Source organism: Planctomyces sp. SH-PL14, assembly GCF_001610835.1.
In the GTDB taxonomy this organism is placed as follows: Bacteria; Planctomycetota; Planctomycetia; order Planctomycetales; family Planctomycetaceae; genus Planctomyces_A.
The window spans coordinates 904498-927164 of the sequence record NZ_CP011270.1; the positions used below are offsets into that span (position 1 = coordinate 904498).

The 22667-nt window shown below is 66.6% G+C and carries 18 protein-coding genes; 8 read left to right on the forward strand and 10 right to left on the reverse strand.

Going from position 1 to position 22667, the window contains the following annotated elements; genetic code table 11:
- The first annotated feature begins 46 nt into the window (after nt 1-46).
- The 5 genes from VT03_RS03715 to VT03_RS03730 all read left to right on the forward strand — a co-directional run bounded on the left by VT03_RS03715 (nt 47) and on the right by VT03_RS03730 (nt 2626).
- A complete protein-coding gene (locus VT03_RS03715) occupies nt 47-430 on the forward strand; it encodes a hypothetical protein (RefSeq protein WP_075091750.1) in 384 nt (127 codons plus the stop codon).
- A 99-nt stretch (nt 431-529) separates the two neighbouring features.
- Nucleotides 530-682, forward strand: coding sequence for a hypothetical protein (locus VT03_RS33155; RefSeq protein ID WP_156514268.1), 153 nt, complete (start codon nt 530-532; stop codon nt 680-682).
- Nucleotides 683-1276: 594 nt separating this feature from the next.
- Nucleotides 1277-1570, forward strand: a complete 294-nt coding sequence (locus VT03_RS03720; protein ID WP_075096905.1) for an RNA recognition motif domain-containing protein — start codon at nt 1277-1279, stop codon at nt 1568-1570.
- A 422-nt stretch (nt 1571-1992) separates the two neighbouring features.
- Nucleotides 1993-2220, forward strand: coding sequence for a hypothetical protein (locus VT03_RS03725; protein ID WP_156514269.1), 228 nt, complete (start codon nt 1993-1995; stop codon nt 2218-2220).
- Between the two features lie 76 nt (nt 2221-2296).
- Nucleotides 2297-2626 (forward strand): hypothetical protein, encoded by a 330-nt coding sequence (locus VT03_RS03730; protein ID WP_075091752.1) that lies wholly within the window; start codon nt 2297-2299, stop codon nt 2624-2626.
- Here the strand turns inward: VT03_RS03730 and VT03_RS35170 are convergent.
- From VT03_RS35170 to VT03_RS03745, 3 genes are all read right to left on the reverse strand, one after another.
- On the reverse strand, nt 2586-3446 hold the full coding sequence (locus VT03_RS35170) for a recombinase family protein (RefSeq protein WP_075091753.1): 861 nt from the start codon (nt 3444-3446) through the stop codon (nt 2586-2588). The genes VT03_RS03730 and VT03_RS35170 overlap by 41 nt on opposite strands.
- 606 nt (nt 3447-4052) lie before the next feature.
- Complete coding sequence (locus VT03_RS03740; protein WP_075091754.1) at nt 4053-4415, reverse strand: hypothetical protein; 363 nt, start codon at nt 4413-4415, stop codon at nt 4053-4055.
- Nucleotides 4416-4543: 128 nt separating this feature from the next.
- Nucleotides 4544-5578: a universal stress protein gene (locus VT03_RS03745; RefSeq protein WP_075091755.1), complete on the reverse strand. Its 1035-nt coding sequence runs from the start codon at nt 5576-5578 to the stop codon at nt 4544-4546.
- Nucleotides 5579-5974: 396 nt separating this feature from the next.
- Here VT03_RS03745 and VT03_RS03750 point away from each other — a divergent pair, with 396 nt between their 5' ends.
- The 3 genes from VT03_RS03750 to rnk all read left to right on the forward strand — a co-directional run bounded on the left by VT03_RS03750 (nt 5975) and on the right by rnk (nt 9288).
- Nucleotides 5975-7201 carry a two-component system sensor histidine kinase NtrB gene (locus tag VT03_RS03750; protein ID WP_075096906.1) on the forward strand — a complete coding sequence of 409 codons (1227 nt, stop codon included), beginning with the start codon at nt 5975-5977 and terminating at the stop codon, nt 7199-7201.
- Complete coding sequence (locus VT03_RS03755; protein ID WP_075091756.1) at nt 7198-8604, forward strand: sigma-54-dependent transcriptional regulator; 1407 nt, start codon at nt 7198-7200, stop codon at nt 8602-8604. Before VT03_RS03750 ends, VT03_RS03755 begins: the two co-directional genes overlap by 4 nt.
- Nucleotides 8605-8841: 237 nt before the next feature.
- Nucleotides 8842-9288, forward strand: a complete 447-nt coding sequence (gene rnk, locus VT03_RS03760; protein WP_075091757.1) for a nucleoside diphosphate kinase regulator — start codon at nt 8842-8844, stop codon at nt 9286-9288.
- Nucleotides 9289-9445: 157 nt separating this feature from the next.
- Here the strand turns inward: rnk and VT03_RS03765 are convergent, their stop codons facing one another.
- The 7 genes from VT03_RS03765 to VT03_RS03795 all read right to left on the reverse strand — a co-directional run bounded on the left by VT03_RS03765 (nt 9446) and on the right by VT03_RS03795 (nt 22590).
- Complete coding sequence (locus VT03_RS03765) at nt 9446-10447, reverse strand: polysaccharide deacetylase family protein (RefSeq protein ID WP_075091758.1); 1002 nt, start codon at nt 10445-10447, stop codon at nt 9446-9448.
- A gap of 425 nt (nt 10448-10872) precedes the next feature.
- A complete protein-coding gene (locus VT03_RS03770) occupies nt 10873-11985 on the reverse strand; it encodes an isochorismatase family protein (protein WP_075091759.1) in 1113 nt (370 codons plus the stop codon).
- A 56-nt stretch (nt 11986-12041) separates the two neighbouring features.
- Complete coding sequence (locus tag VT03_RS03775; protein WP_075091760.1) at nt 12042-15014, reverse strand: PVC-type heme-binding CxxCH protein; 2973 nt, start codon at nt 15012-15014, stop codon at nt 12042-12044.
- Between the two features lie 150 nt (nt 15015-15164).
- Entirely contained in the window at nt 15165-16601 is a 1437-nt protein-coding gene (locus VT03_RS03780; protein WP_075091761.1) for a DUF1501 domain-containing protein, read from the reverse strand.
- Nucleotides 16598-19720, reverse strand: coding sequence for a DUF1553 domain-containing protein (locus tag VT03_RS03785; RefSeq protein WP_156514270.1), 3123 nt, complete (start codon nt 19718-19720; stop codon nt 16598-16600). The genes VT03_RS03780 and VT03_RS03785 overlap by 4 nt, the downstream gene beginning before the upstream one ends.
- A gap of 276 nt (nt 19721-19996) precedes the next feature.
- Nucleotides 19997-21238 carry a hypothetical protein gene (locus VT03_RS03790; protein WP_075091763.1) on the reverse strand — a complete coding sequence of 414 codons (1242 nt, stop codon included), beginning with the start codon at nt 21236-21238 and terminating at the stop codon, nt 19997-19999.
- On the reverse strand, nt 21235-22590 hold the full coding sequence (locus VT03_RS03795; protein WP_075091764.1) for a DUF1552 domain-containing protein: 1356 nt from the start codon (nt 22588-22590) through the stop codon (nt 21235-21237). The genes VT03_RS03790 and VT03_RS03795 overlap by 4 nt, the downstream gene beginning before the upstream one ends.
- Between the last annotated feature and the right edge of the window lie 77 nt (nt 22591-22667).

Genomic DNA, 22667 nt, shown 5'->3' on the forward strand with positions numbered 1-22667 from the left:
GTAGAGGGACCTGTCGCGCGCAACAGAACTTCAGAAAGAAGAACTCATGAATCGTGTCCTGCTGGTTTCGGACTCCGAGATCGAGTATTCCCAACCGTTCGTCGAACGGCTACGGGAGATGGGAATCGAGGTCTGCTACGCGAGAGATGAGGCGGCCTGCCTGCGAGGGCTGAAGCAACTGGCGCCCGACTTTCTGCTTGTCGATCCCGCGGAGCATCTGACGACCCTGGAGAGCCTGCTGGATCAGCTGGAGCGGGGCCGGGGACGAGAGAGCCACCCAGAGGTGCTGGTGACCGGACAGGGATCGGATCAGGATCTGGCGGACTCCTGGGGATGGCCCCGTGCCCAGTGCTTTACGCGGCCCCTCGATGAAGCGCGATTGGGAAGGATGCTGGGAATGGACGATGTCCCGGCGGCGGTCGAGGTCTGAAGTCCGCTCCCTTCCCGGTCAGCGAAGACGCTGTTCCCGAACGCCCCGGCCTCCCGGGCCCGATCAGGCGGCCCGCGTTCCCCGTCTGAGAATGAGAAGATGAGCTCGTCCGTCGCCGCAGTGACCTTTCGTCCGCTGGAGATGACTATGGACGTCGTAGTCCGGCCGAACGAGCGGGCCGGTGTCGACGGCTCCTCCATGTCGACCCTGGTGAAGTGGCTCGAACTGGGACGGATGGAGCTGTTCCGGTAGCAGGGAATCAGTCCGCGTCAGTTGGAAGACCTGGGCTACTTCCTCGTGGTGATCCACGTGGAATGTGACGTGATCGAGCCCCTCGCGATCGCTGAACGGTTTACGCTGCGCACATGGGAATCGCGTCTCACTCCCGCCAAGGTGGAGCATTCGTACGAGTTCCGGTCGCGGGGGGGCCGTGGCTGTGGGGAAAACCGTCGTGGCATGCATCGATCGCGATCGAGTCGTGCAGAAACTGGAAGAGACTCTTCTGCGGGTGTTCGCCGGATGACGGGCTGCAAAGGATGCGCGCGGACAGTAGTCCCGCCTCTCACCCGGTCCCGATGAACGGGACGGAACGTTCTCTGGATGTCGTCTCCGGCCCGCGAAAGGAACCGCTTTCAAACCGAGCGCCGCGCGATTTGCTGTATTCCGAGGGACTCGCGTGTTTCCCTCGCCGTTCGCCGATCGCGTTCTGCTAGCATCCGTCTATCTCATTCCACTTTGATGCTGGATGAACGATCCGTCTGCTTTGGCCGGGTCTCCCATCGCTTCTCGTCCAGCGAAACCGTTCCTTCGGATGCGGCCCCGCGCGCGACGATCGAAAGGAACGTCATGGCTACGAAACTGTATGTAGGCAACCTGACCTACGACACGACAAGTCAAACCCTTCAGGATCTGTTCGGCGAGCATGGAGAAGTCCGCTCCGCCGAGGTCATCATGGACCGGGACACTGGCCGCTCGAAGGGCTTCGGCTTCGTCGAGATGTCGAACGACAACGCAGCGAAGGCCGCCATCAACTCCCTGAACGGCCACGATGTCGGTGGACGATCGCTGACAGTCAACGAGGCCCGGCCTCGCGAGTCCCGCGGGGGCGGCGGCGGGGGATTCCGAGGCGGTCGATACTAGGACGGTTTCAGGATCGGTCGTCCGTCGTGACTTTCAGACGCGTGTAGCCGCAACATCAAGGTGATGGCTAATCGGCGACCCATGGCTGATCCGGCCGACGGCCGCGAAACGGCGGAGCCTTCCTTGCGTGGGGCGAGGAGGCTTCGCGTTCTCTATCTCATCAAGACCACGCGACAGCACTCTTAGGAAGCTGGGAGCGAATCATCACCAAGAATCGGAACACCCTCGTCAAAAGGCAGCGAGAACAGGACAAGCGCCGCCGCGCGGAGGACAAGCGGGTTCGAAAGGACCTCAAGAAGGCGGATAGAGGAACGGCTTCCGTGGATGGCGTGAAACCGCCACTGGGGCCCTAGTGATGATCAGCCGGGCGGGCGTTGTGTGAATTCGGACGCCTTGTGGCATTCTTTGTAGAAATGATTGTGATGGCCACCGCCGAGCGAATGAACTACGACGACTTTGACCTCATCTGCTGCGCCGCGGACGCCGCGAAGCCGCTCTCCGCCGCGGAACTGTCGACGTCGCTGCGGGGGGTCAATCTCGAGCCGCGTGTAATCATCTCGCTGCAACGGCTCATCCGTCAGGGCTACATCGAATCCGTCGGTGAGGATCAGTACCAGATCACGGGAGACGGGCGGAAGGCTCTGGCATGACGGGGGCTTCGGTCCAGCGTCCATTTTGCATCCACTCGGCAAGGTCCCAGCACTTCGGCAACGAGAGGAGCCCCGGATGCCTGATCGAGATCCGAAGACGTTAGTTTGCGACCCGGTGGCCGAGCAGGAAGCCATCGACGAGTTTGCGGAACGGCGATTGAACGCTCGCGGAGCGCGGACGTATCGGGACACGTACCAGCGTGCGGCGTCGATGCATTTCAAACAGGCGTCGGTCATCGAGATCCGGGAGGAGTTGCTCCGTGCTCCCTCACCGCCAGCCCCGGGCAAGGACGGGCACGCTCCCCTGCAGAAGCGCAAGGAGTTCGAGGCGGAGCGACGCATGGTTGCCGTACGGCTCAAGGCCATCAAGGACGCAGTTGATAGGCGTCCTGCCTCGTACGAGTGATATCCGCGACCCACGCGCCAGCACCCTTCTCCGATCTAAGCCGGCCTGAGCAAGTCCAAGCGACTCCGATGCCGATTGGGTGATAAAGATACGGCATGCCGCGTGTAGCCTGGGTTATCGCCTGACTTCGCGAGCGCGGGATGGCGCCACGCCAGGAGTTCCCCCCGATTCTTGTGGGCGATGGCGGGCGGGGTAGAAGTTGAGCGCGCGACTTCGAAATCGAGGCGCGTCGATCATGGGTAGCGGAGATGCCTCTGGAAGACTCCCATTGCCCCCATGGCCCCCATGGCCCCTTTCGAGTAGGTCTTGAGATCGGATCGCAGCACTTCCCCTGTACGCACGGCTCCCCGCTGGCGGGCTTCATCGTCCGATTCCGGCACTCCGGTCGAGCCGCGTCGAGAACGCCGCCACGGGCCCTGTAGGCGGTCAAGCCGGACTTGGTCCGCTCGCTGATTCGGCGGGCTTCGTCCTCAGCGACGGCGCTCATGATGTGCAGCGTCAGGCGGTTCGCGAACTGCATGTCCGCCGCGGAGAACTCGACTCCGCTTTCCATGAGCGTCGACACGAAGCGGACCGAGCGGGCAAGCCTGTCCAGCTTGGCGACGATCAGCGTGGCCCGCTGGCGTTTGGCGTAGGCGATCGCCTTCACAAGCTCCGGCCGCTCATCGTCACGGCCGCTCTCGACCTCCACGAAGCTCCCGACGATCTTCGCATCGTGTTGGGCTGCGAACTCGCGGACGGCGTTCTCTTGAGCCGCCAGGCCAGGTCCCGATCGGCTTTGGCGTTGCTTGCTGACTCGAACGTAGCTCACGACCTTCATGGCTGCCTCTCGCTGTGGTTGGACAGGCAAGTGTTACACAACCTTCAACGAACGTTCCTGACTCCGTAACGGGGGCGAGAAGGCCGAGTTTGGCCCAAGTCTCTTGTGCCCTTTTGATGCTGGTGTCACTGACACCAGTACCCCACCGAAACCACCGGTTTTTCTAGGGTTTTCAAGCGAATTGGCTCTGCGGATCAGAAGTGGATTTCGCTAACGAAATCCTTGGTTTTCCGCTGAAACTGGCCCTGGAGAGAATCTTTTTAGCAATCCGGCGCTTTCGGCCACTCAGCCATCTCTCCGAATCAAATTGTCCTGCTGCGAAGTTTCCTCCGCCGTATAGAGCGGCCTCGGGGGCGACCTTTGCGGAAGGCCACTCTCGACCGCTGCTATACAAAACCGCACGTGACTGTTGAGGCAGCCAAATGCCGACGCCAACTCCTGGAGGGCCAGAGGCTGACGTGTCGAAGTCTATCGGCTCGCCCGAGGCTGGCAAGCCAAGGAAACCTCGCCCGGATTTCCGGCTTTCCCGGCTGCCGGCGCGATGTTGCGGGCGACTGCACGGGGCGGCGATGGCGGATGGTCGGATGGGCTGTCCCCAGGAGGTCGTCAAGTCGATCCGGCCAGCGGCTCGGGGGAGGGGACGCCGTGACAATAGGCGAGCGCGGCTTCGACGCTGTCCAACTGGGGACACAGGCCGGTCAGCCGATGTTCGGCCAGGCGCGCGGACATTTCGGCCGAGAGGTGGCAGACGGCAGCCCTGCCGCGGGTCGAACGGATGAAACCGACGATGGCATCGGTCAGGACGGCCCCCCGGAACAGCCGCCACTGGAGATCGACCACCAGGTTTTTGAACGTCGGTCCGTTGAGCAGATCCTGAATGCGGCCGATGTCGTTGTGGACGTCCTGATAGCGGAACTCCTCGAGGTCCCCCGCCGGCGTGACGAGGAGCGTCGAATCCCTGGCTGTCACCTGAAACGACCGGCAGATGCTCACCGAGAAGGGAGTGTGGCTGTGTGAAGCGGGGCCGTGGGGAGCGGGGCCACGCGGTCCGGGTTCTCCGTTCCGGCGCGGTCCCGGACCATCGCCCTGTGGCGGTCTCATTTCCGTCCCTCCGGGGATGCCAGGAGATTCGGCTCGATCCTTCCGCGCGGAGCGGGATGGTCGCTGACCTGGGGCGGGCTGGGCAGGACCAGCACGGGAACCTGAGCGTTGCGGGCGATCTCAACGGACGGAGAGGTTTCGGCCCAGGAGAACTCTCTGGCTCCCGTCGGTCGCGCGACCGCGATCAGGTCGACGTCGCTCTCTCCCGTGATGTTCGCCAATGTGGACGGGCCTCCGTGCCCGCGGCTCGCGATCACGACCGTCGTTCGTGCCGAAGGGAGTTCGGCGCCCGTGGCCTCCGGCGACCGCGAGAGCCAGGCGTTCGCCGCGAAGGCAGCCTCCTCGGAGATGGGCCAGAGCGAGATAAGTTGCGGCTCGCGTCCTCCCAGGAGCTGGACATGGCCGATCAGGCGCGGGACCGATTGCGGGTCTTCGAGCGGGAGGACGACATGGCGGCAGAGCGGATGGCCGGTGAGGTCCGCGGGGGCGTCGTAACCGCGGATCAGGAGCACCGGGCGTTCGGCGCGGTCGAGCAGCAGATCGACCATGCTCTCGCGGCAGAGGCGGCTGAGCCAGCCGCGGCGGCGGGACGTCAGGACGGTGAGGTCCGTCTGGGCCTGAAGCTCCTTGAGCTGGCGGCCGGGGGCGTCGCTTTCGAGGAGCGAGGCGATGACCGGGACCTGATGAACGCGGGAGATCCGCTGGACCACCGACTGGAGGTAGTGCTCGTGCGGTTCGCGGATGGCACCCGCGGGATCGTCTTCCGACCAGACCCCGTCCTGTGAGGCCGCCTCCTCCCGATAGGAGTAGGCCTGGGCGATGCGGAGGACGGCTCGGTTGCGGCGGGCGATCGCCAGGGCGTGCGGAAGGGCATGCTCCGCGTGCCGCGTTCCATCCAGGGGGACCAGGATGGAACGGATCTCGGTGTTGTCGGCCCCGGTTTCGGCGATGGCGGAGGCAGCCGGCTGAACCGGGGGCGCGAACCTTCCGTGCGGGACGCGTCCGATGACGAGATGGGAGAGGGGGGACATCGCGGGCTCCACAGCCACGGTTCCAATTGGGAAGCAAGGATCGGCGGTCCCCGGCCGCGCGGTTCAAGTGGGGCACCGGCCAGGGCTCCCAGTTCTGTTCGCAAGCCCCATGCCGTCCCGGGCCGACACGTCGGAACGATGCCAAACGGCCTGCTTCTGGTCGGACGGAGGCAGAGACACTGTCGCCGGTTGGTGACAGTGTCTCCGGGCGATGACGCCTCAGACCGCGACGGAGAGATCGCCTTTTTCCCGGCCTGCGGCGGCCCGGGAGCCCGCTACAATCACTCGTGTTTGTCGCCGCGTTCGTTTGGCGAATGGCGTCCGCCCTCTGGGGTGTGACGTCTGCTCCGAGTGATTCGAATGCGGCGAGTGCTTCGGAACGATGGACTCTGCGAAATGGAACCTCGCGCCGACCAGCGGCCCGGCGTCCCGGCGTCGACATCCGATCGGGACGACATCGTTCCTGACGATCGCCACTTTCGCGCCGTCGCGAACTGCACAGCCGACTGGGAGAGCTGGCACGGACCGGACGGACGGCTGATCTGGGTCAATCCGGCCGTCGAGCGGATGACGGGGTACTCGGTCGCCGAGTGCCTGAGCATGCCGGAGTATCCGTTGCCGATCGTGGTCCCGGAAGACCGCGCGGAGATCAGCTGGATCCTGACGAGCGCGGCGGCGCGCAGCTTTGGAAGCGGGGTCGATTTTCGCGCGGAGCATCGTGGCGGCTCCGTCCGCTGGTTCTCGATGTCGTGGCAGCCGATGTACGAGATCGACGGCCGCTGGCTCGGCTTCCGGACGAGCGTCCGCGATGTGACCGAGCGGTCCCAGCTTCGCGAAGAACTCCGCCTGCACGCGGAGCATCTGGAGCAACTGGTCCAGGAGCGGACGGAGCGGCTCCGGCAGCTGGAGCTCAAGCAGCGGCAGATGGAGAAGCTGGCGGCGCTGGGACAGCTGGCGGCGGGGGTGGCTCACGAGATCAATAATCCGCTGGCGGGGATGCGGAACGCCTTCGAGCTGATCCGGGGTTCCACGTCGCCGGACCACGAGCACTATGAGCTCCTCGAGTTGATCGACCGCGAGATTGAGCGAATCGGACGGATCACGCATCAGATGTATCAGCTCTACGGTCGCTCTCCCCAAAGGCCGGCGGAGTTCTCGCTGGGACGCGTCGTCTCCGAGGTCGTGACGATGCTGGAGAGCGTGGCGCGTCGAGGCGGCGTCTCGATCGAATACGACGCCCCCACGGACCGTCCCGCGGTCCTGCTGGTCGAAGGGGAGGTGAAGCAGATCCTCTACAACCTCGTGCGGAACGCGGTTCAGGCGACTCCGTCCGGCGGGGTCGTCACGCTGCGGCTCCGCACGGAGCGCCGCGAGGCCGTCATCGAGGTCGAGGATGCGGGCGGGGGGATTCCGCCCGAGGTTCTTCCCCGCATTTTCGAGCCGTTCTTCAGCACGAAGTCCGCCGACGGCCAGGCCGGGATGGGGATGGGATTGTCGGTCTCCCGCAGCCTCATCGACGCCATGGGGGGGCGGATTGACGTGACCACCATTCCCGGACAAGGCAGCGTGTTCGCCGCCGTCTTTCCCCTCTCCTCCGAGCTCGCCGCGGCGCCTCCCCGATGAACGCTTCCGCTTCAACGCCGTCCCTGCTCACTCCGTCGCCGCGGATTCTCGTTGCGGACGATGAGCCGCTCTACCGGCGGACCACCGCCGCCCTCCTGGAGAAGGAGGGGTTTCGATGCGTGCAGGCGGCCGATGGTCACGCGGCGCTCCGGGCTCTGGAGTCGGAGCCGTTCGACCTGGTGCTGTCGGACCTCAACATGCCCGGCAACCTGCGACTTGAGCTTCTTCACGAGGGGCGGCGCCGCTGGCCCGAGGTTCCGCTGATCGTGGTGACGGGGGCGGCGACCCTCCCCTCGGCGATCGAAGCGGTCCGGTTGGGGATCGCCGACTACCTGCTCAAGCCGGTCCGCTTTGAGGAACTGCTGACGAGCGTCCGCAAGGTTCTCGCCCAGGCGACCCGGCGGCGGGAGACGGTCGAGGAACGGGAGCCGGGGACGTTCGCTGATCTGATCGGCGACAGCCCGCCGATGCGCGAGCTCCAGGACATGCTGCGGCAGGTGGCGCGGACCGACACGAACATCCTCATCACGGGGGAGAGCGGGACCGGCAAAGAGGTGGTGGCCCGGACGATCCATCGGCACAGCCTGCGTGCGGATCAGCCGTTTCAGGTGATCGACTGCACCGCGATCCCCGAGGCCCTGTTTGAGTCGCTGCTGTTCGGGCATGTCCGCGGTGCGTTCACCGGGGCGGTTCGCGATCAGACCGGGCTGTTGCTCCAGGCGCACCGGGGGACGGTCTTCTTCGACGAAATCGGGGACCTTCCCGCGCCGCTCCAATCGAAGCTTCTGCGGGTGATCCAGGAGCAGACGTTCCTTCCGCTCGGCAAGAACGAACCGGAGCGGATCGACGTGCGGTTCCTGTGCGCCACGAACCGGGACCTGGAGCTCGATGTTCGGGCGGGACGGTTCCGGCGGGACCTGTTCTATCGGCTGGCGGTCATTCCGATCGTGCTGCCGCCGCTGCGCGATCGCGACGGAGACGTGGTGCTGCTGGCCCGGCACTTCCTGCGACTGTTGAGTCCGGCGGACCGGCCGGGCCTCGATCTCGGCGAGGCGGCGGTCGAGCGGCTGGCGCAATACGGCTGGCCGGGGAATATCCGGGAGCTGCGGAATGCGATCGAGCATGGGATCGCCATGGCGCGGACGGACCGGATCGAGCCGCAGGATCTCCCGGCCGCGATCCGGTCGGGAGGGAGCGATCCGGCAGCGGCGCCGGGGCCGTTGGCCGTCAACGACTCGCGGGCCGGGGCGATGGAGGACGCAGAGCGCCGCTACCTAGTCCAGCTGCTGAAGGACCATGCGGGGAACGTGGCGCGGTCGGCGGTCCAGGCGGGGCTGTCGCGGCAGGGGCTGCACAAGCTCCTGCGGAAGCACTCGATCGATGCGGCCGAGTTCCGGCCGTAGGCGGACGCCGTTCGGAGGTCTTTCCGGCGAGACTGTCGCCTGACGTAGTCCGGGGTGTCGCCGGGTGGAGACGGCGAAGGGCGAGCAGAGGGCGTGGGCCGGGCGCGGTGCTGCGGTTTCCTTCGAGAAATCAGTTTCGGCGCCGATGTCGCGCGGATGGTCCTGAAGTTGCTTTTCGTCAGAACTGGACACGGCACTGGGCCGTGCGCTTCGCATTCGTGAACGAGGGTTTCGAACATGTCTCGACCGCAGATCCTGCTCACTGTTGAAGACTACAACCGGCTTCGGGCACTGTTGACGTCGCGCGTGGCGCAGTACGTCAGCGGTTCGGAGCGGCTGGCGGAGTTGCGGACGGAGCTGCAGCGCGCACGTGTCGTGGAAAGTGGCGAGGTTCCGGCGGACGTGGTCACGATGAACTCGATCATCACGTTCCGGGATCTCGATACGGACGAGTTGGAGACCTACATGCTGGTCTATCCGGGGGATGCCGACATTTCGAAGGGGCGGTTGTCGGTGCTCGCTCCGATCGGGACGGCGATCCTGGGGTTTCGCGTCGGCGACGAAGTCCGTTGGGGCGTGCCGGTCGGCTGGCGGAAGTTGCGGATCGAGACGCTGGTCTATCAGCCGGAGCGTGGCGGCACAGACGTGCTGGCGGAGGCCGATCTCTATCAAAGCTCAATCTGATCAGGGGCGAGGCCCCTGGACCTGGTGGCCGTGGAACGATGGGACTGAGCCGACGGGAGCTGTGCCGGCGGGCGCGGTGTTCGAGCGAATATCGGAGACCGCGCCCAGCGGAGCGTCTTAGGGACGGCTGCGATCAGGCCGCGGTCTGGGACCGCGGTCACGTCGGCTGGAGCGGGGCGGCAATCTCGTCCAGCGTGACGAAGGTCGCTTTCGCCTCGGCCTCTTTCACGAGCCTGGCGATCAGGTCGATCGTTTTGAACTCGGGGTCCTTTGCGACCAGGCAGGCCGGGTGGCCGAGGAAGTCGAAGACGGCCCGGTTCGCGATGGCCCATTCGATGCCCCGCCGAGTCACGTCGAGAAACGCCTCGAGCGGCCAGCGGGCGTTGCGGAAGGCGCCGATGTCGCTGACGGGACTCATCGGGAGCTCGACGAGTCCCGAGGGATAGACGAACGGCTGTGACGCGGCGTAGCCGGCGTCGATCGACTCGAGCACTTTCGCGGTCGGGGGCGCGCCGGCGGTCCCGACGTCGTGTCGCGGATAGACGCTGCTGACCCAGCGGTAGCCCTGCCCCAGGAGCAGCTCCTGCAGGTCCGGACGCTCGCGCAGTCCCTGCGGGTATCCGCCGGGAGTGCGAAAGCCGCTTGGTCCTGTTCCGAGCCGCTGGATCATGGCCCGCTCCGCGAGCCGGATGTTGCGGGCGATCGTCTGCTGTGGCTCCTCGCCTTCGATGAGCCACGGCGATCGCTGGAAGCGGTACTGGATCTCGGCCGGCGTCTTCGCCATCAGGTTGACGTGGTCGTAGGTGTGGTTGCCGATCCGGTGTCCTTCGCGGATCAGCTCCAGCAGCCAGTCGACGTTCGCCTGCTCGAGCGTCCGGCCGAGGGCGAAGAAGTGGACTCGGCCACCGGCCGCTTTGATGCGACGGGCGGCTTCCAGGGCGTACTGCTTCGTGGCGTCGTCGAGGTTTCCCTTTTCGTAGTCCCAATGGGTGTCGTCCCAGGCCGGGAAGTTGCGGCACATCTCGAGGTCGAGGGAGACGGCGATGCGGGCTTTGGGCGGCTCGGCGGCCGGCAGGAAGCGGGTTGCCAGCGTCACGGCGGCCGCGGCGGTGGAAGTGAGGAACGAGCGGCGGGACAGGGAAGCGGTGGAGCAGGACATGCGACGATCTCCTTCAGAGCTGGCGACCGCGAGCGTGCGGCGAGTGTATCGCGTCCTTGTGTCGACGCCATGGCAGCGGGATGTTCACAACCAAACCGGGGTCCAGGGGGCCCCACTGGTGGGGGATGCAAGGGGGCAACGCCCTCTTGCCCGCCGGAGGCCTGGCCGTCGAGAGATGTCTGAAGAAGTGAGTGTTCAAACGCGGACAACACGTCGGATGCCCCCCTCACCACCCCGCGGGGACTGCAAAGCGAGCGGTGTGATGTGAGGGAGTCCTCATAGCCAGTTCCACAAAGCGGTCGCCCGTTGCTTTCCACGGTTCCTCATGGAAGCGCCTCCGGCGGCAAGGGGTGACCCCCTTGACCCCGGCTGCCGTAGCACGTTGGGTTTGACGTGGCATCGCCGTGCCGGCAAGGACGCGATTCTCAGTCCTTCGCACTCGACAGCTCCCGGTTCTCGTCCGGCCTGATCCACGATCCCTGCGTGATTAGCAGATCCAGCGCCGCGAAGCTCACCGCGGCCGTCGTCGCAAACCGCGGCGTGGGATGCGCCGGGAACGTCGCGATCGTCGCGTCGCCAACGAGGAACACATCAAAATCCTTCCGCAGATTCTCGTACCCGGCGGTCGTCGAGCAGACACACATGTCGGTGTTGTAGCCCGCCAACAGGACATGCCGGACCCCCTGCTCCTGAAGATGCGTCTTCAGGAGCTCGTACCCCTCGGCGTCGTAAACCACCACGTCCTCGGGAGCGACCGCGATGGTCCGCATCACCGGGATCGGCAGCTTCCAGAACCCCTCAGGGTCGTACTTCGGCCCCGCATCGAGCCCCCGGAACTGCTTGAAGTAATCCCGGACGGGCGTCTCGGTCGAGACGGTGAGCGCGGCCGGCAGCGGACTCCCTTCATAACGAAAGCTCGCAAGCCGGGCCGCCAGTTCGACAGCCCCCTGCTGCCGGTCGGTCTCGGTCGGCCGCGTCCGGACCGAGCGATAGAGCTTGCGGCGGATCGGGTCCTCGGTCCCGGGAAGGCTGTAGACGATCGACTTGACCCGCGGACGGAGCGCCCTGAGGAGCGGATCGATCACCTCCTTGCCGTGGTCCAGGACGATGGCATTCTTGGCGGGGGTACACTGGAAGGCCGCCCCGGCGGGCTGAGGCGTGACCCATCCCTGTCCGTCGTCGATCCCCCACGGATGGACGACGACGATCGCCGTCCGATCGGCCCGCAGCCGGTTGGGGATCTCGATGATCCCGCGGGCGTTGTACGAGAACCGCCACGCCCGAACCGACAGGTCCGCGCCCGGGTCGTCGACCAGCGTCGGCGCCTCGAAGCGGGCGGTCTCGCGGATCGGCTCCACATATTCGGGATGGTCCCCCAGGATCGGCGCGGGGTTGGCGATCGGCGTCAGGCGGTTCTCGTAGGTCCGGGTTGCGCCGGCGGGCTCGTCGGCCGCCGGCGCACCGTGAGGGACGAGAAGGCCGGTCGCTGCAACGGTCGCCAGAAGGAGTGCGGTCGCGACGGAACAGGGCCGAGTCATTGTGTCCTCGTCATTGGTTGGAAAAGTGGGCGGGAGAGCGCCGGAGCGGCAAGCCGTCACGGAGACGGATCGGGCGGTCGGCGGAGGAAGGCGAACAGGTCACGGAGTTCCTGCGGCGTCAGGGGACTCAGGAGCCGCTCCGGCATGAGCGAGACGGGAGAGTCGTGAGCGGTCTCGATCTCGCCGCGGGGGATGCGGACCCGTTCGTTGCGGGAGGTAACGAGCGTGACCGCCGCCGCGTCCTGCTCGGCGACGAGCCCCGTCTGAACCGTCCCGGTGGTCGTGACGATCACCTGTGGAACGTATTCGCTCCGGATGACGGCACTCGGATCGACGATGTTGGTGAGGAGCGACGTCAGCTCTCCTCGGGCCGTCCCCGAGAGATCGGGGCCGAGCGGAGTTCCCTCTCCGTGGAGCCGGTGGCATGTCGCGCAGTGTTTGCGGAAGAGAGCGCCGCCGGCGGCCACCTGGCCTGTTCCGGCCCGGAGATCGTTCTGGATCCGCCGGACCTCCGCCAGCTTGACCTCTGCCGTGGCGGCCTGGACCTGCCCCCAGTGACGGCGGACCAGCGCGTCGATCGCCGGATCCGCATGGAGTCCCAGCGAGGCGACCTGCTCCAGCGAAAGCGACGTGGCCGGAAACCGACCCGCATCGACCGCCTCCAGGTACGCCAGACCACCGGCGCGGCTCGCGAGCAGTTGGTCGCGAGCCGCCTGCTGAACGGGCGCGGACAAGCTCGGCAGCGTCTCAAGAACGCGGGCCACGGCGGCCGGTTCGGGAAACCGGCCGACGATCCGCAGCGCGGCGGTCTGAACGTCAGCAGCCACGTCGGTCCGGAGGAACGACAGGGCCAGGGGAACCGCGTCGGCGTCGCCGAACTCGGCCAGGAGCGTCAGCAGGGAGGCGTCTCCCGAACGGGAGGCGGCGAGGCGGCTCAAAAGATCGCCGTATGTGGCGGCGACTCCCGCTTCCAGGGCCAGCCGGGTCCGCACGAGACTTGCCGGCTGAGCAGTCCAGGCGGCTGCGATTCGGTTGTGCAGTCCCGGGGCGACCGCGACGGTCCGCCCTCGCTCAGAGCCGCGCGGCCGCTGCCGCAGTCCGGCCGTGACCGCTTCGACGATCGAGTCCACCTCCGCTTCGGGGGCCGAACCCCACAGGGCGTCACACGCGGCGTCGGCCGCCGGAGTTCCTTCGGCAGCGTAGCGCCGGACAAGAAGCCGAAGCACGCGACGTGTTTCCGGGCGACTCCATGACTCCGGCGCTGCGAAACTGTCCAGAACGGCTTGGACGTGCGGGACCGAGACGCTCTCAACGGCCCACCATGTGAGCCACTGGAGAGCGGGGTCGGAGGGGGATGCGTCTCCGCGCAACAGAGCGAGGACGAGCCGGAGATTGGTCGCCGCGGGCAGCCGCTTGGCCGTGCTCATGAGCTGCGACCGAACCACGACGCTCGCCTCCCGTCCCGCCACGTCCACGAGGCGGGCTTCCATCTCCGGACTCACCCGCCCGGCATCGCCGAGGAGCCGGACCGTCCAGGCCCGGACGTGCTCCGAGTCGTGATCGAGAAGCCGCGCGGCGCGAGCGTCCGTCAACGCCTCCAGTCCGTGCAGGGCCCACAGCCCCTGAAGGACAGCATCGGGATCCCGATCGCGCGACAGGGCATCCAACTCGGGAACGGCCGCGGCATCGCGGCGCTCCGTGAGCAGCCGCCGGGCGCGATCCCGCATCCACCCGTTCGGGCTGCGGAGCAGCGCCACGAGTTCGCCGGTCGAAAGGCGATGCAGATCGAACGGTTCAGGTGGCGCAGCGGCGGCTGTCGCCTGGATACGGTAGATCCGCCCGTTCGAGCGGTCCCAGTTCGCGTCGGGATCGGGATGGGCGGTCCGCTGGTCGTGAAAGTCGCTCACGTAAACCTCGCCAGCGGGGCCCAGGCAGAGATCGGTCGCGCCGAACCACGTGTCATGCGAATCGAGCAGCGTCCCTTCGAGAGTCGCCGACACCGTCGAGCCCTCTGGCACGACACGCCACCACGAGCAGGTGTGAGTCAGAAAGTCGCTGCACAGGTAGGCATCCCGGAACGCGGGTGGGAACGATGTCCCGAGGTAGACGGTGCCGCCGGGATTCGGTCGACCGGTCTGGCCGCGGATCACGACGTGCGGCAGGAAGCCATAGGCGTGCGGGTTGTGGAGCGGCCCATGTTTGCCGAAGTTCTTCTCGTAGTAGGCCCCCTGCAGACCGTGCCAGAAGAGGCCGCCGTTGGAGCTGTAGAACAGCCGCCCCTGGCGATCGAAGGTGAGTCCGTAGACGTTCCCGCCCCCTTCGCAGAACAGCTCGAAGGCCCGCGTCCGGGGATGATACCGCCACACTCCCTGCTGAAACTCGATCCCGCGGATGCGGCAGGTTGTGGTGCTGCCGTTGAGACCGTAGAGCCAGCCGTCCGGTCCCCAGGTGAGATGGTTCGCCAGCGACTGCGCGTCCTCCATCCCGAAGCCGTCGAGCAGGACTTCGGGATCGCCGTCGGGGACGTCGTCCCGATTCCGGTCCGGATAGAACAGGAGGTACGGAACCTGAATGACGTAGACGCCGCCGTCGCCGAACTCGACCCCCGTGCAGAGATTGAGCCCGGTGATGAAGTCGCGGAAGCGGTCCGCCCGACAGTCGCCGTCGATGTCCTCGAGGATCGTGATCCGATCCTCTCCCCGTGGACCGTGCGGGGGCGGCTCGGGCTTTCGGTCATAAGTCGTGCGGGAGAAGCGGTCAACCTGAACCCGCTTCAGCCCGGCTGGATTGGGATACTGCAGGTACTGGATCGTCCACAGCCGGCCGCGGTCGTCGCACTTGCAGAAGATCGGCTGCCGAACCTCCGGCTCCGAGGCGAAGAGCGTCGCGGTAAGTCCTTCGGGGAGCGTCATCCGGCCGACCGCCTCGTGAGACGGGTATCCCTGACTGCGGGCCGAGCCGGGGGAGAAGCCGCCCAGGACTGCCATCGTCCACAGAAGTGCCGCGCGGAAGCCGGGACGTCCACCCATAGTCGAAGAGGCCGAACGGTCTGCGTCGCGGCGGGAGAGCGAACCGCGCCGTCAACAGGTGAGGACCGACGATCGCCGGAAAGCGTACGGGCTCACCCGCGAAAACTCGACTGAGCAGCTCGGCGGAGTTCAGGAACGGGAGGAGTGGGGCTAAACACCGCCCGCGATGAGGCCCGGAACGACGTGACCGTGGACGTCGGTCAGGCGGAAGTCGCGGCCCTGGGAGCGGTAGGTCAGGCGGGTGTGGTCGACTCCCAGCAGGTGCAGCAGCGTGGCGTTGAGGTCGTGGACGTGCACCGGATCCCGGACGACGTTAAAGCTGAAGTCGTCGGTCTCGCCATAGACCGTCGCCGGCCGGCTCCCCCCTCCAGCCATCCAGATCGTGAAGCAGCGGCCGTGGTGGTCGCGGCCGTAGTTGGAGGGTTCGAGCGTCCCCTGCGTGTAGACGGTCCGGCCGAACTCGCCCCCCCAGACCACCAGCGTTTCGTCCAAGAGGCCCCGCTGCTTGAGATCGCCCAGGAGAGCCGCCACCGGCTGATCGATGTCGCGGCACTGCAGGCGGAGGTCGCTCGGCAGGTTGTAGTGCTGATCCCAGCCGCGGTGATAGAGCTGGATGAAGCGAACGCCCCGCTCCGCCATCCGCCGCGCGAGAAGGCAGTTGGCGGCGAACGTGCCGGGCTGCTTTGACTGCGGACCGTAGGCCGAGAACGTGGCGGCGGTCTCGCTGCCGAGATCGGTGAGCTCCGGGACGGAGGCCTGCATCCGGAACGTCATCTCATACTGGGCGATCCGGCCGGCGATCTCCGGATCCTGTTGTTCCGCGAGCGCCAGACGGTTCATCTCCGCAAGCACATCGAGCTGATCGCGGCGGGCGGCGCGGTCAATGCCGGCCGGATTCGCGAGGTAGAGGACCGGGTCGCCGCTGCTGCGAAGCGAGACCCCCTGGTGGTTCGACGGGAGGAAGCCCGCGCCCCAGAGCCGCGCGTAGAGAGGATCGGCCGGCCGGGCGGCGCTTCCCCGCGAGATCATGACCACGAACGCCGGGAGGTTGCTGTTCTCGCTCCCCAGGCCGTAGCTGGCCCAGGCTCCGAAGCTCGGCCGGCCCGGCTGCTGGTGTCCGGTCTGGAGGAACGTGACCGCGGGATCGTGGTTGATCGCTTCCGTGTGCATCGAGCGTACGATGCAGAGTTCGTCGACGACGCCCGCCGTGTGGGGAAGCAGTTCGGAGACCCAGGCCCCACTCTCGCCAGCCTGACGGAAACGGAACAGCGATGACGTGACAGGGAACGACTTCTGCCCGCTCGTCATGCCGGTCAGCCGCTGATCGCCGCGAACGGAAGAGGGGAGTTCCTGGCCGTGCAGAGGCTTCAACGCCGGCTTGTGGTCCAGGAGATCGAGCTGCGACGGTCCCCCGTGCATGAATAGCGAGATGATCCGCTTGGCGCGAGGGGCTACTTGCGGCGATCCCGCGGCATTGGTTCCCGGCCACAGCGAAGCGAGCGCGAGCGAGCCCACTCCGAGTCCGCTTTGCCCCAGGAAGGCGCGGCGGGTGACTGATGGTGGCAGGAGCTCCCGAGAGATCGTCATCGGCGCGTCACCGCTTCGTCGAGGTTGAGGAGTGTGTGGGCCAGCACGGTCCAGGCAGCGATCTCCCCCGCGGGGCAGCTGTCGAGCCTCTCCGGCGTTCCGACCGAGAGGAGGCGCACTGCCGCCTGCGGGTCTGCGGCGAAGCGAGCCCGCTGCCGGTACAGCAGCCCGGAGAACAGAGACGCTTCCTCAGGCTGGGGGGACCGCGAGAGGACGCGGCGGAAGAGCCGGGTCAGACGGTCCGAGTCGGAGGTCGAGTCGCTGCAGCACGCGATCGCCAGATGCCGCGCCGCCTCCACGTAGGTTTCGTCATTGAGGAGCAGCAGCGCCTGGAGCGGGGTGTTGGTCCGCGGCCGACGGACGGTGCACTTCTCCCGCGTCGGCCCGTCGAAGAGCAGCAGGCCTGGCGGAGGGGACTGTCGCTTGATGTATGTGTAGAGGCTCCGCCGCCACAGTCCGTCCCCTCGATCAGGAACATACGATTCGTCGCCGTTGTAGGAGACCTCCTCCCACAGTCCCGGGGGCTGATATGGCTTCACGCTCGGTCCACCCAGCCGCCCGACCAGCAATCCGGAGGCCGCAAGCGCCTGGTCGCGGATCATCTCCATCGGCAACCGGAACCGGGCGCCCCGCGACAACCAGCGGTTCTCCGGATCGACGACCTCCCCCTGATGCAGGATGGCGTTCGACTGCTGCCGGTACGTTTCCGACGTGACAATGAAACGGAGCATCGCTTTGACATCCCAGCCACTGTCGCGGAACCGGGCCGCCAGGAAGTCCAAGAGCTCCGGATGGATCGGAAGATCTCCCTGCGTCCCAAAGTCGTTGACCGTCCGGACGAGTCCCTCGCCGAAGCACTGCCTCCAGAGCCGGTTCACCGCCACCCGGGCCGTCAGCGGATGGTCGGGAGCGACAAGCCACCGCGCGAGGCCGAGCCGATTGCGCGGGGCCCCCTCGGGCCAGGCCAGGACCGCCGACGGGACGTCCGGCTCTACTTCCCTCCCGCGCTTGTCGTACTGCCCTCGCTCCAGGACGTAAGTCGGCCGCGGCGGGGACATCTCGTCCATGACGAGCGCGAAGGGAATGACCCCTTTCAGCCGGGCCTCGGCAGCCCGTGCACTGCGGACGACATCCCGCGTCATTCGCACAGGCGGGCTCCCGTGCCGGTCGATGAAGTCATCGAGGAGGATGTCGCGTTCCTGCGGGCTCCGCTTCTCGGCGGGCTTCTGCAGGATCCCCCGCAACCGGTCGGAGCGAGTCCAGTCTGCGACCGCTTCCGGACTGACAGCGGTCCCCAGAATCCGGAGCTCGTCGAGCAGGCCGTAGTAGCCGAGCCCCTCGTCCCGCCGTCCGACGCGGAGCGGCTCGGCGTTGGCGATCGCCCCATCGAGCGTGTCCCTCCGAACTTCGACCGCCGCGGGAGCGCCGTCGAGGAAGACGCGGAGCCCCGCCGCCCGGCCCGATCCGTCGCAGGTGATTACCAGGTGATGCCACTGCTTCGCCGCGAACGTCTCCCGCGTCGCCACCTCGATGGCGTTCGCTCCCCATTCGTGGACCAGATGGACCACGATCCGCCCCTTCTGCCACAGCACTTCCCAGCCGCGGCGGTTCCCTTCAGGCTCGATCCGCGAGAGGGGGCAGCTCAGCGAACTCGTGGGCGACATCCAGAGGCCGATCGTCCACGGCCCATCGGGGGGGAGAGAGCCGGGCACCACCTCCAGATGCTGCGTGGCGTCGAACTTCAATCCGTTCCCCTGAATCCCGGCATCCGTCTGCAGCGAGGTCCCGAGTGCGTTCCATCCCGCTTCCAGGGGAACCTCGAAGTGGCTCTGAGCGGCCAGCGAGTCCTCCGGCGGGGCCGGCAGGGTCGCCAGGAACTCCGTCTCCCGCTGACTTCGACTCTGTTCCGCCTCCCGCCGCATCGGCTCGTAGGCGGTCTCGGCCGCCGCGGTGGCCGCCGCCAATCGGACGAGCTCCGCCTGCTGCGCTTCGCTCGGAACCGAGATCCGCGGCTGGGCGTTGGTCCCCACGAGGAGTCCCTTTTCCGGGACGTTGTTGAAGAACGCAAAGAGCTGAAAATACTCCCGCTGCGAAACCGGATCGAACTTGTGGTCGTGGCACTGAGCGCAGCCGACGGTCAGCCCCAGCCACGTCGTCATCGTCGTCTCGACCCGGTCGACGACGTATTCGACGCGGTACTCTTCGTCGATCAGCCCGGTCTCGTCGTTCGACATGTGATTGCGGTTGAAGCCGGTCGCAATCCGCTGGCGGACCGAGGCGCCGGGAAGCAGGTCTCCCGCGAGCTGTTCGATCGTGAACTGGTCGAACGGCATGTTGTTGTTGAAGGCGTCGATCACCCAGTCCCGCCAGAGCCACATCTCGCGAGGCTTGTCGCCGAAGTATCCGTCCGTATCCGCGTACCGGGCGGCGTCGAGCCAGTCCGCCGCCATCCGCTCGCCAAAGTGCGGCGAGCTGAGGAGTCGGTCGACGTAGTCCTCGTAGGGTTCCTCCGCGATCCGCCCTAGGTCCTCGACGGTCGGGGGGAGGCCGATCAGGTCAAAGCTGACCCGCCGCCGCAACTGAAGGGGGTCCGCCGGCGGGGACGGCTCTAGGCCCCGGTGAGGAAGTTCTGTCCGCACGAAGGCGTCGATCGGATGGGCAGCGTCCGACACCGACGGGGGGCGGACGGAACGGATCGGTGCGAATGACCAGTGTTTTTCGTACTCCGCCCCGCCGCGAATCCACTCCCGCAGCGTGTCGACCTCGGAATCCGACAGCCGCCGGGCGGCATCCGGTGGAGGCATCTGGTGATCGGCGGACGAAGAGGTCACCCGCTCGATCAGGGAGCTCTCCTCAGGACGCCCCGGAACGATCGCCGCCCGGCCCGAATCGGCCGCTTTGGTCGCGGACGCGCGGACATCCAGCCGCAGTCCCCCCTGCCGCTGGGCGGGATCGAACCCGTGGCATCGCCAGCAGTGCTGCGCCAGGATGGGGCGGACGTCCCGATTGAACGTGGGCGGGCCGGCCGGACTTGGCGCCGGAAGCAGCACGAGGCCGACCATCCAGAGGAGCAGCCGGGACGCCAGTGCGGACCATCGCCAGAGACGAATACAAGACACGGCGGGACGCTCCCCGTGGGATGATGAGCCGCAGCGGAGTGTTGTCGGAGGGGCCGCGTCTTGAGAGCGTCACGAGGCGCGGGAACTGCGAACCGGACTATAACTCGTTGGATTGTCGATCTCGATCAAGTCTGCGGGCGTGCGTTCGCCGGGTGGTGGTCGACGCGGCTTATCCCGTTGGCTCGAACGACATCTTTACCCAACGATGTCCCTTCGCGTCGAAACTCATCGTGCGACGGCGCGCCGGCCTTCGAGAACGAGTTCGACGGCCGCAGTTCAGTACTTGGGAAAGATGGCCGGCGTCGGAAAGCGATCCTCAGGATTGTTTCCGTCGTTCAGATATTCGTCCCGGGAGACGGTGAGTTCGGGCCAGTTCCCCGGGCGGATACGGACGACCCGGCCGGGGCGGATCCCTTCGATGATGAGGTCCGTCTCGAAGCGGACCTGGATTCCGCTGCTCCCCAGGGGGATCTCTCCGGTCGCTTTCGTGACGTCGAGAATCGGACCGCGCGAGGCCATGTGGGCCGGGCCGTAAGCTCCCCCCGCGTGCTTCAGCGTGTTCTCGGCGGCATTCATCACCGCTTGACTCCCCTTCTGGAAGTCCGCGTAGAGAGACGGATCCATGCCGCCGAACAACGTGGCGGTGACGGTGGCGCGGCCGAACTTACCGTACTCGACGGCATCGACCCAGGCGGGCATCCAGCGGCTGCGGATCAGCGTCTTGTGCGTCTCGCTCTGAATCTGCGCGGCACGCTGCAAGGCGGTCTCATCCAGCCACATGTCCGTGATGTGATACCGCAGAAACACACCGCCCGGAGTCGGCTGCCAGGTGAGTCCGAGTTGGACCGTCTGGCCGGCCAGCGACTTTTTCCCCTCCGCGGGCCAGAGCCCCTCGGAAACGAGATCGGCAACCATGAGACACTCGCGGCCGCGCCAGATCCGAGTTCCGGCATCGAACGTCAGCTTCTCCTCTGTGGCCTGACCGTCTCCCCCATCCCTGGGTTCGCGGCTGGCGACGATCATCCCCTGGTCCTTCTTCAGGTCCACTTCCTTCAGCTTCCAGGCCTTCCCCTCCCGCAGGCAGAAGCTGGGCTCGTCTTCGAGCAGGATCGCATGGTTTTCGGCGGGCCGCTCGGGAGGTCCCTTCTGGGAGACCGGGACGGCGGAGGTCTTGGGGTCGGGCGGCAGAAAGGCCCGGACGTGCAGGACAGCCCCCAGCGGAATGTCCCGGAGGTCCGCCGGTGCCCCGTGCTGACGGACCAGACCGTAAGGGAGCATCGCGAATGGATGCGGCGGGTTGCGGAAGAACTCGCCCGTCGATTCCACGCGGAGGCTGCCGCGACGATTCGCGTGATCCACGAACGCCAGCACGCCCCGGTAGGAGCGCGACTTCTCCAAAGGAGGAAACGTCCCTGCTTCGGGGCGGAACGGTTCGTCCGCGGCGAGCGCGGCGCTGGCGATCAGGGACAGGCTGAAGCAGAGCGCGGTGAGCCAGCCGGGGGTGCGGGTGCGAGTCATAGTTCGATGGCCTTGTTGCTGTCGCCGAAGTGGTCGGTCTCGACGCCCATCCGCTGGGCCATCAGGAGGAGCAGGTTGCTCATGTGGGCATCCGGGTTCGCCGGGCGGCTGCAGAGCGAATAGTGCTCGCCCGGTTTGTCGAGCTGATAACCCTTGAAGTGCCCCTGGTTGAAGTCGAGATGGCTGCCGTGCTTCAGCCCCAGGTCCGAGCCCCCCGCGAGCACGAGCGGCAGGTTGGCGTTGCCGTGGCTGTGCCCGTACGACATCCCGCTGCCGAAGAGGGCCATCGTCGAGCCCAACAGCGGCTTGCCGCTGAGATCCTTCGTCTCCGCGAGCCGGGTGAGGAAGTACCCGTACTGCTCGATGGCGAAGGTGTCGTAGTTCGTGAGCTTCTCCATGTAGCCCGGATCGCCGCCGTGGTGGCTGAGCTGATGCCGCGACTCCGTGATGCCGATCTCCGGAATCGAGATGGCGTCCCCCTCACCCCCCAGGCTGAAGGTGGCCACGCGGGTCACATCGGTCTGGAAGGCGAGCACGATCAGGTCATAGACCGTGCGGAAATAGTCCCCTGCCATCGTGTGCGCGATGTCGCGGTTGGTCCGCTGGCGGTCGGCGGCCGAAATCGTCGGAAGCGGCGTGTCGAGCCAGGCGTCGGCCCGCCGCGTCCGGATCTCCGCTTCGCGGATGGAGGTGAGGTACTGCTCCATGCGGCCCTTGTCGGCCGAACCCATCTTCTGCTCGAGCTGCCGGACTTCAGCGAGGTTGGCGTCGAGGACGCTCCCCTTGCGGCGGAGGGCCCGGCGCTGGACTCCCGTCCCCCCTTTGGGTTCCTCGAACAGGGACGCAAAGATTTCGCTGCAACGACGCATCGCGGGGAGCCGGACTCCGTCGGCCGTCCAGGCGAGCGAATCCTGGGTGATCGCGACTTCCAGGGACGAGTAGCGCGTGTGCTTCGCCGTGATCTCGGCCATCTTCTGGTCGACGGAGATCGTGTTCCGATCCGAAGGACCCAGCTTGCCGCCCGTAAGCCAGACCGAGATGCAGTTGTGATGGTGGCTGAGGGCCCCCGGGTGATGCAGGCCGCTGATCGGCGTGATCACGTCGCGGTGCTTCTCGAGGGGCCTCAGCGAACGCGAGAACTGATAATCCCGGCCCGGCGCGGTGATCTGGTAGTTCAGCGAATGGACGCCGTTCGCCAGGTAGATGAACGCGCTCCGCCGCGGAGTGGCGGTTTTCTCCTCAGCGGCACCGAGCGGCACCATGCACTCCAGGAACGGCAGTGCGATGCAGGTCCCCATCGCCCGCAGGGCATATCGGCGGTCGACCAACCACGATTGGGAAAGGAAGCTCATCGTTCCGGGTTCCTTCTACTGGGTTCTTCGGGGACGAACGGTCAATGGCGCTCGGGATGTTCAAGACCCGTCGGCCC

Excerpts from the sequence above, each read along its gene's own strand:
- VT03_RS03715 (WP_075091750.1), top strand. The coding sequence starts at position 47 with ATGAATCGTGTCCTGCTGGTTTCGGACTCCGAGATCGAGTATTCCCAA.
- VT03_RS33155 (WP_156514268.1), top strand. The coding sequence starts at position 530 with ATGAGCTCGTCCGTCGCCGCAGTGACCTTTCGTCCGCTGGAGATGACT.
- VT03_RS03720 (WP_075096905.1), top strand. The coding sequence starts at position 1,277 with ATGGCTACGAAACTGTATGTAGGCAACCTGACCTACGACACGACAAGT.
- VT03_RS03725 (WP_156514269.1), top strand. The coding sequence starts at position 1,993 with ATGGCCACCGCCGAGCGAATGAACTACGACGACTTTGACCTCATCTGC.
- VT03_RS03730 (WP_075091752.1), top strand. The coding sequence starts at position 2,297 with ATGCCTGATCGAGATCCGAAGACGTTAGTTTGCGACCCGGTGGCCGAG.
- VT03_RS35170 (WP_075091753.1), bottom strand. The coding sequence starts at position 3,446 with ATGAAGGTCGTGAGCTACGTTCGAGTCAGCAAGCAACGCCAAAGCCGA.
- VT03_RS03745 (WP_075091755.1), bottom strand. The coding sequence starts at position 5,578 with ATGTCCCCCCTCTCCCATCTCGTCATCGGACGCGTCCCGCACGGAAGG.
- VT03_RS03750 (WP_075096906.1), top strand. The coding sequence starts at position 5,975 with ATGGAACCTCGCGCCGACCAGCGGCCCGGCGTCCCGGCGTCGACATCC.
- VT03_RS03755 (WP_075091756.1), top strand. The coding sequence starts at position 7,198 with ATGAACGCTTCCGCTTCAACGCCGTCCCTGCTCACTCCGTCGCCGCGG.
- rnk (WP_075091757.1), top strand. The coding sequence starts at position 8,842 with ATGTCTCGACCGCAGATCCTGCTCACTGTTGAAGACTACAACCGGCTT.
- VT03_RS03765 (WP_075091758.1), bottom strand. The coding sequence starts at position 10,447 with ATGTCCTGCTCCACCGCTTCCCTGTCCCGCCGCTCGTTCCTCACTTCC.
- VT03_RS03770 (WP_075091759.1), bottom strand. The coding sequence starts at position 11,985 with ATGACTCGGCCCTGTTCCGTCGCGACCGCACTCCTTCTGGCGACCGTT.
- VT03_RS03775 (WP_075091760.1), bottom strand. The coding sequence starts at position 15,014 with ATGGGTGGACGTCCCGGCTTCCGCGCGGCACTTCTGTGGACGATGGCA.
- VT03_RS03780 (WP_075091761.1), bottom strand. The coding sequence starts at position 16,601 with ATGACGATCTCTCGGGAGCTCCTGCCACCATCAGTCACCCGCCGCGCC.
- VT03_RS03790 (WP_075091763.1), bottom strand. The coding sequence starts at position 21,238 with ATGACTCGCACCCGCACCCCCGGCTGGCTCACCGCGCTCTGCTTCAGC.
- VT03_RS03795 (WP_075091764.1), bottom strand. The coding sequence starts at position 22,590 with ATGAGCTTCCTTTCCCAATCGTGGTTGGTCGACCGCCGATATGCCCTG.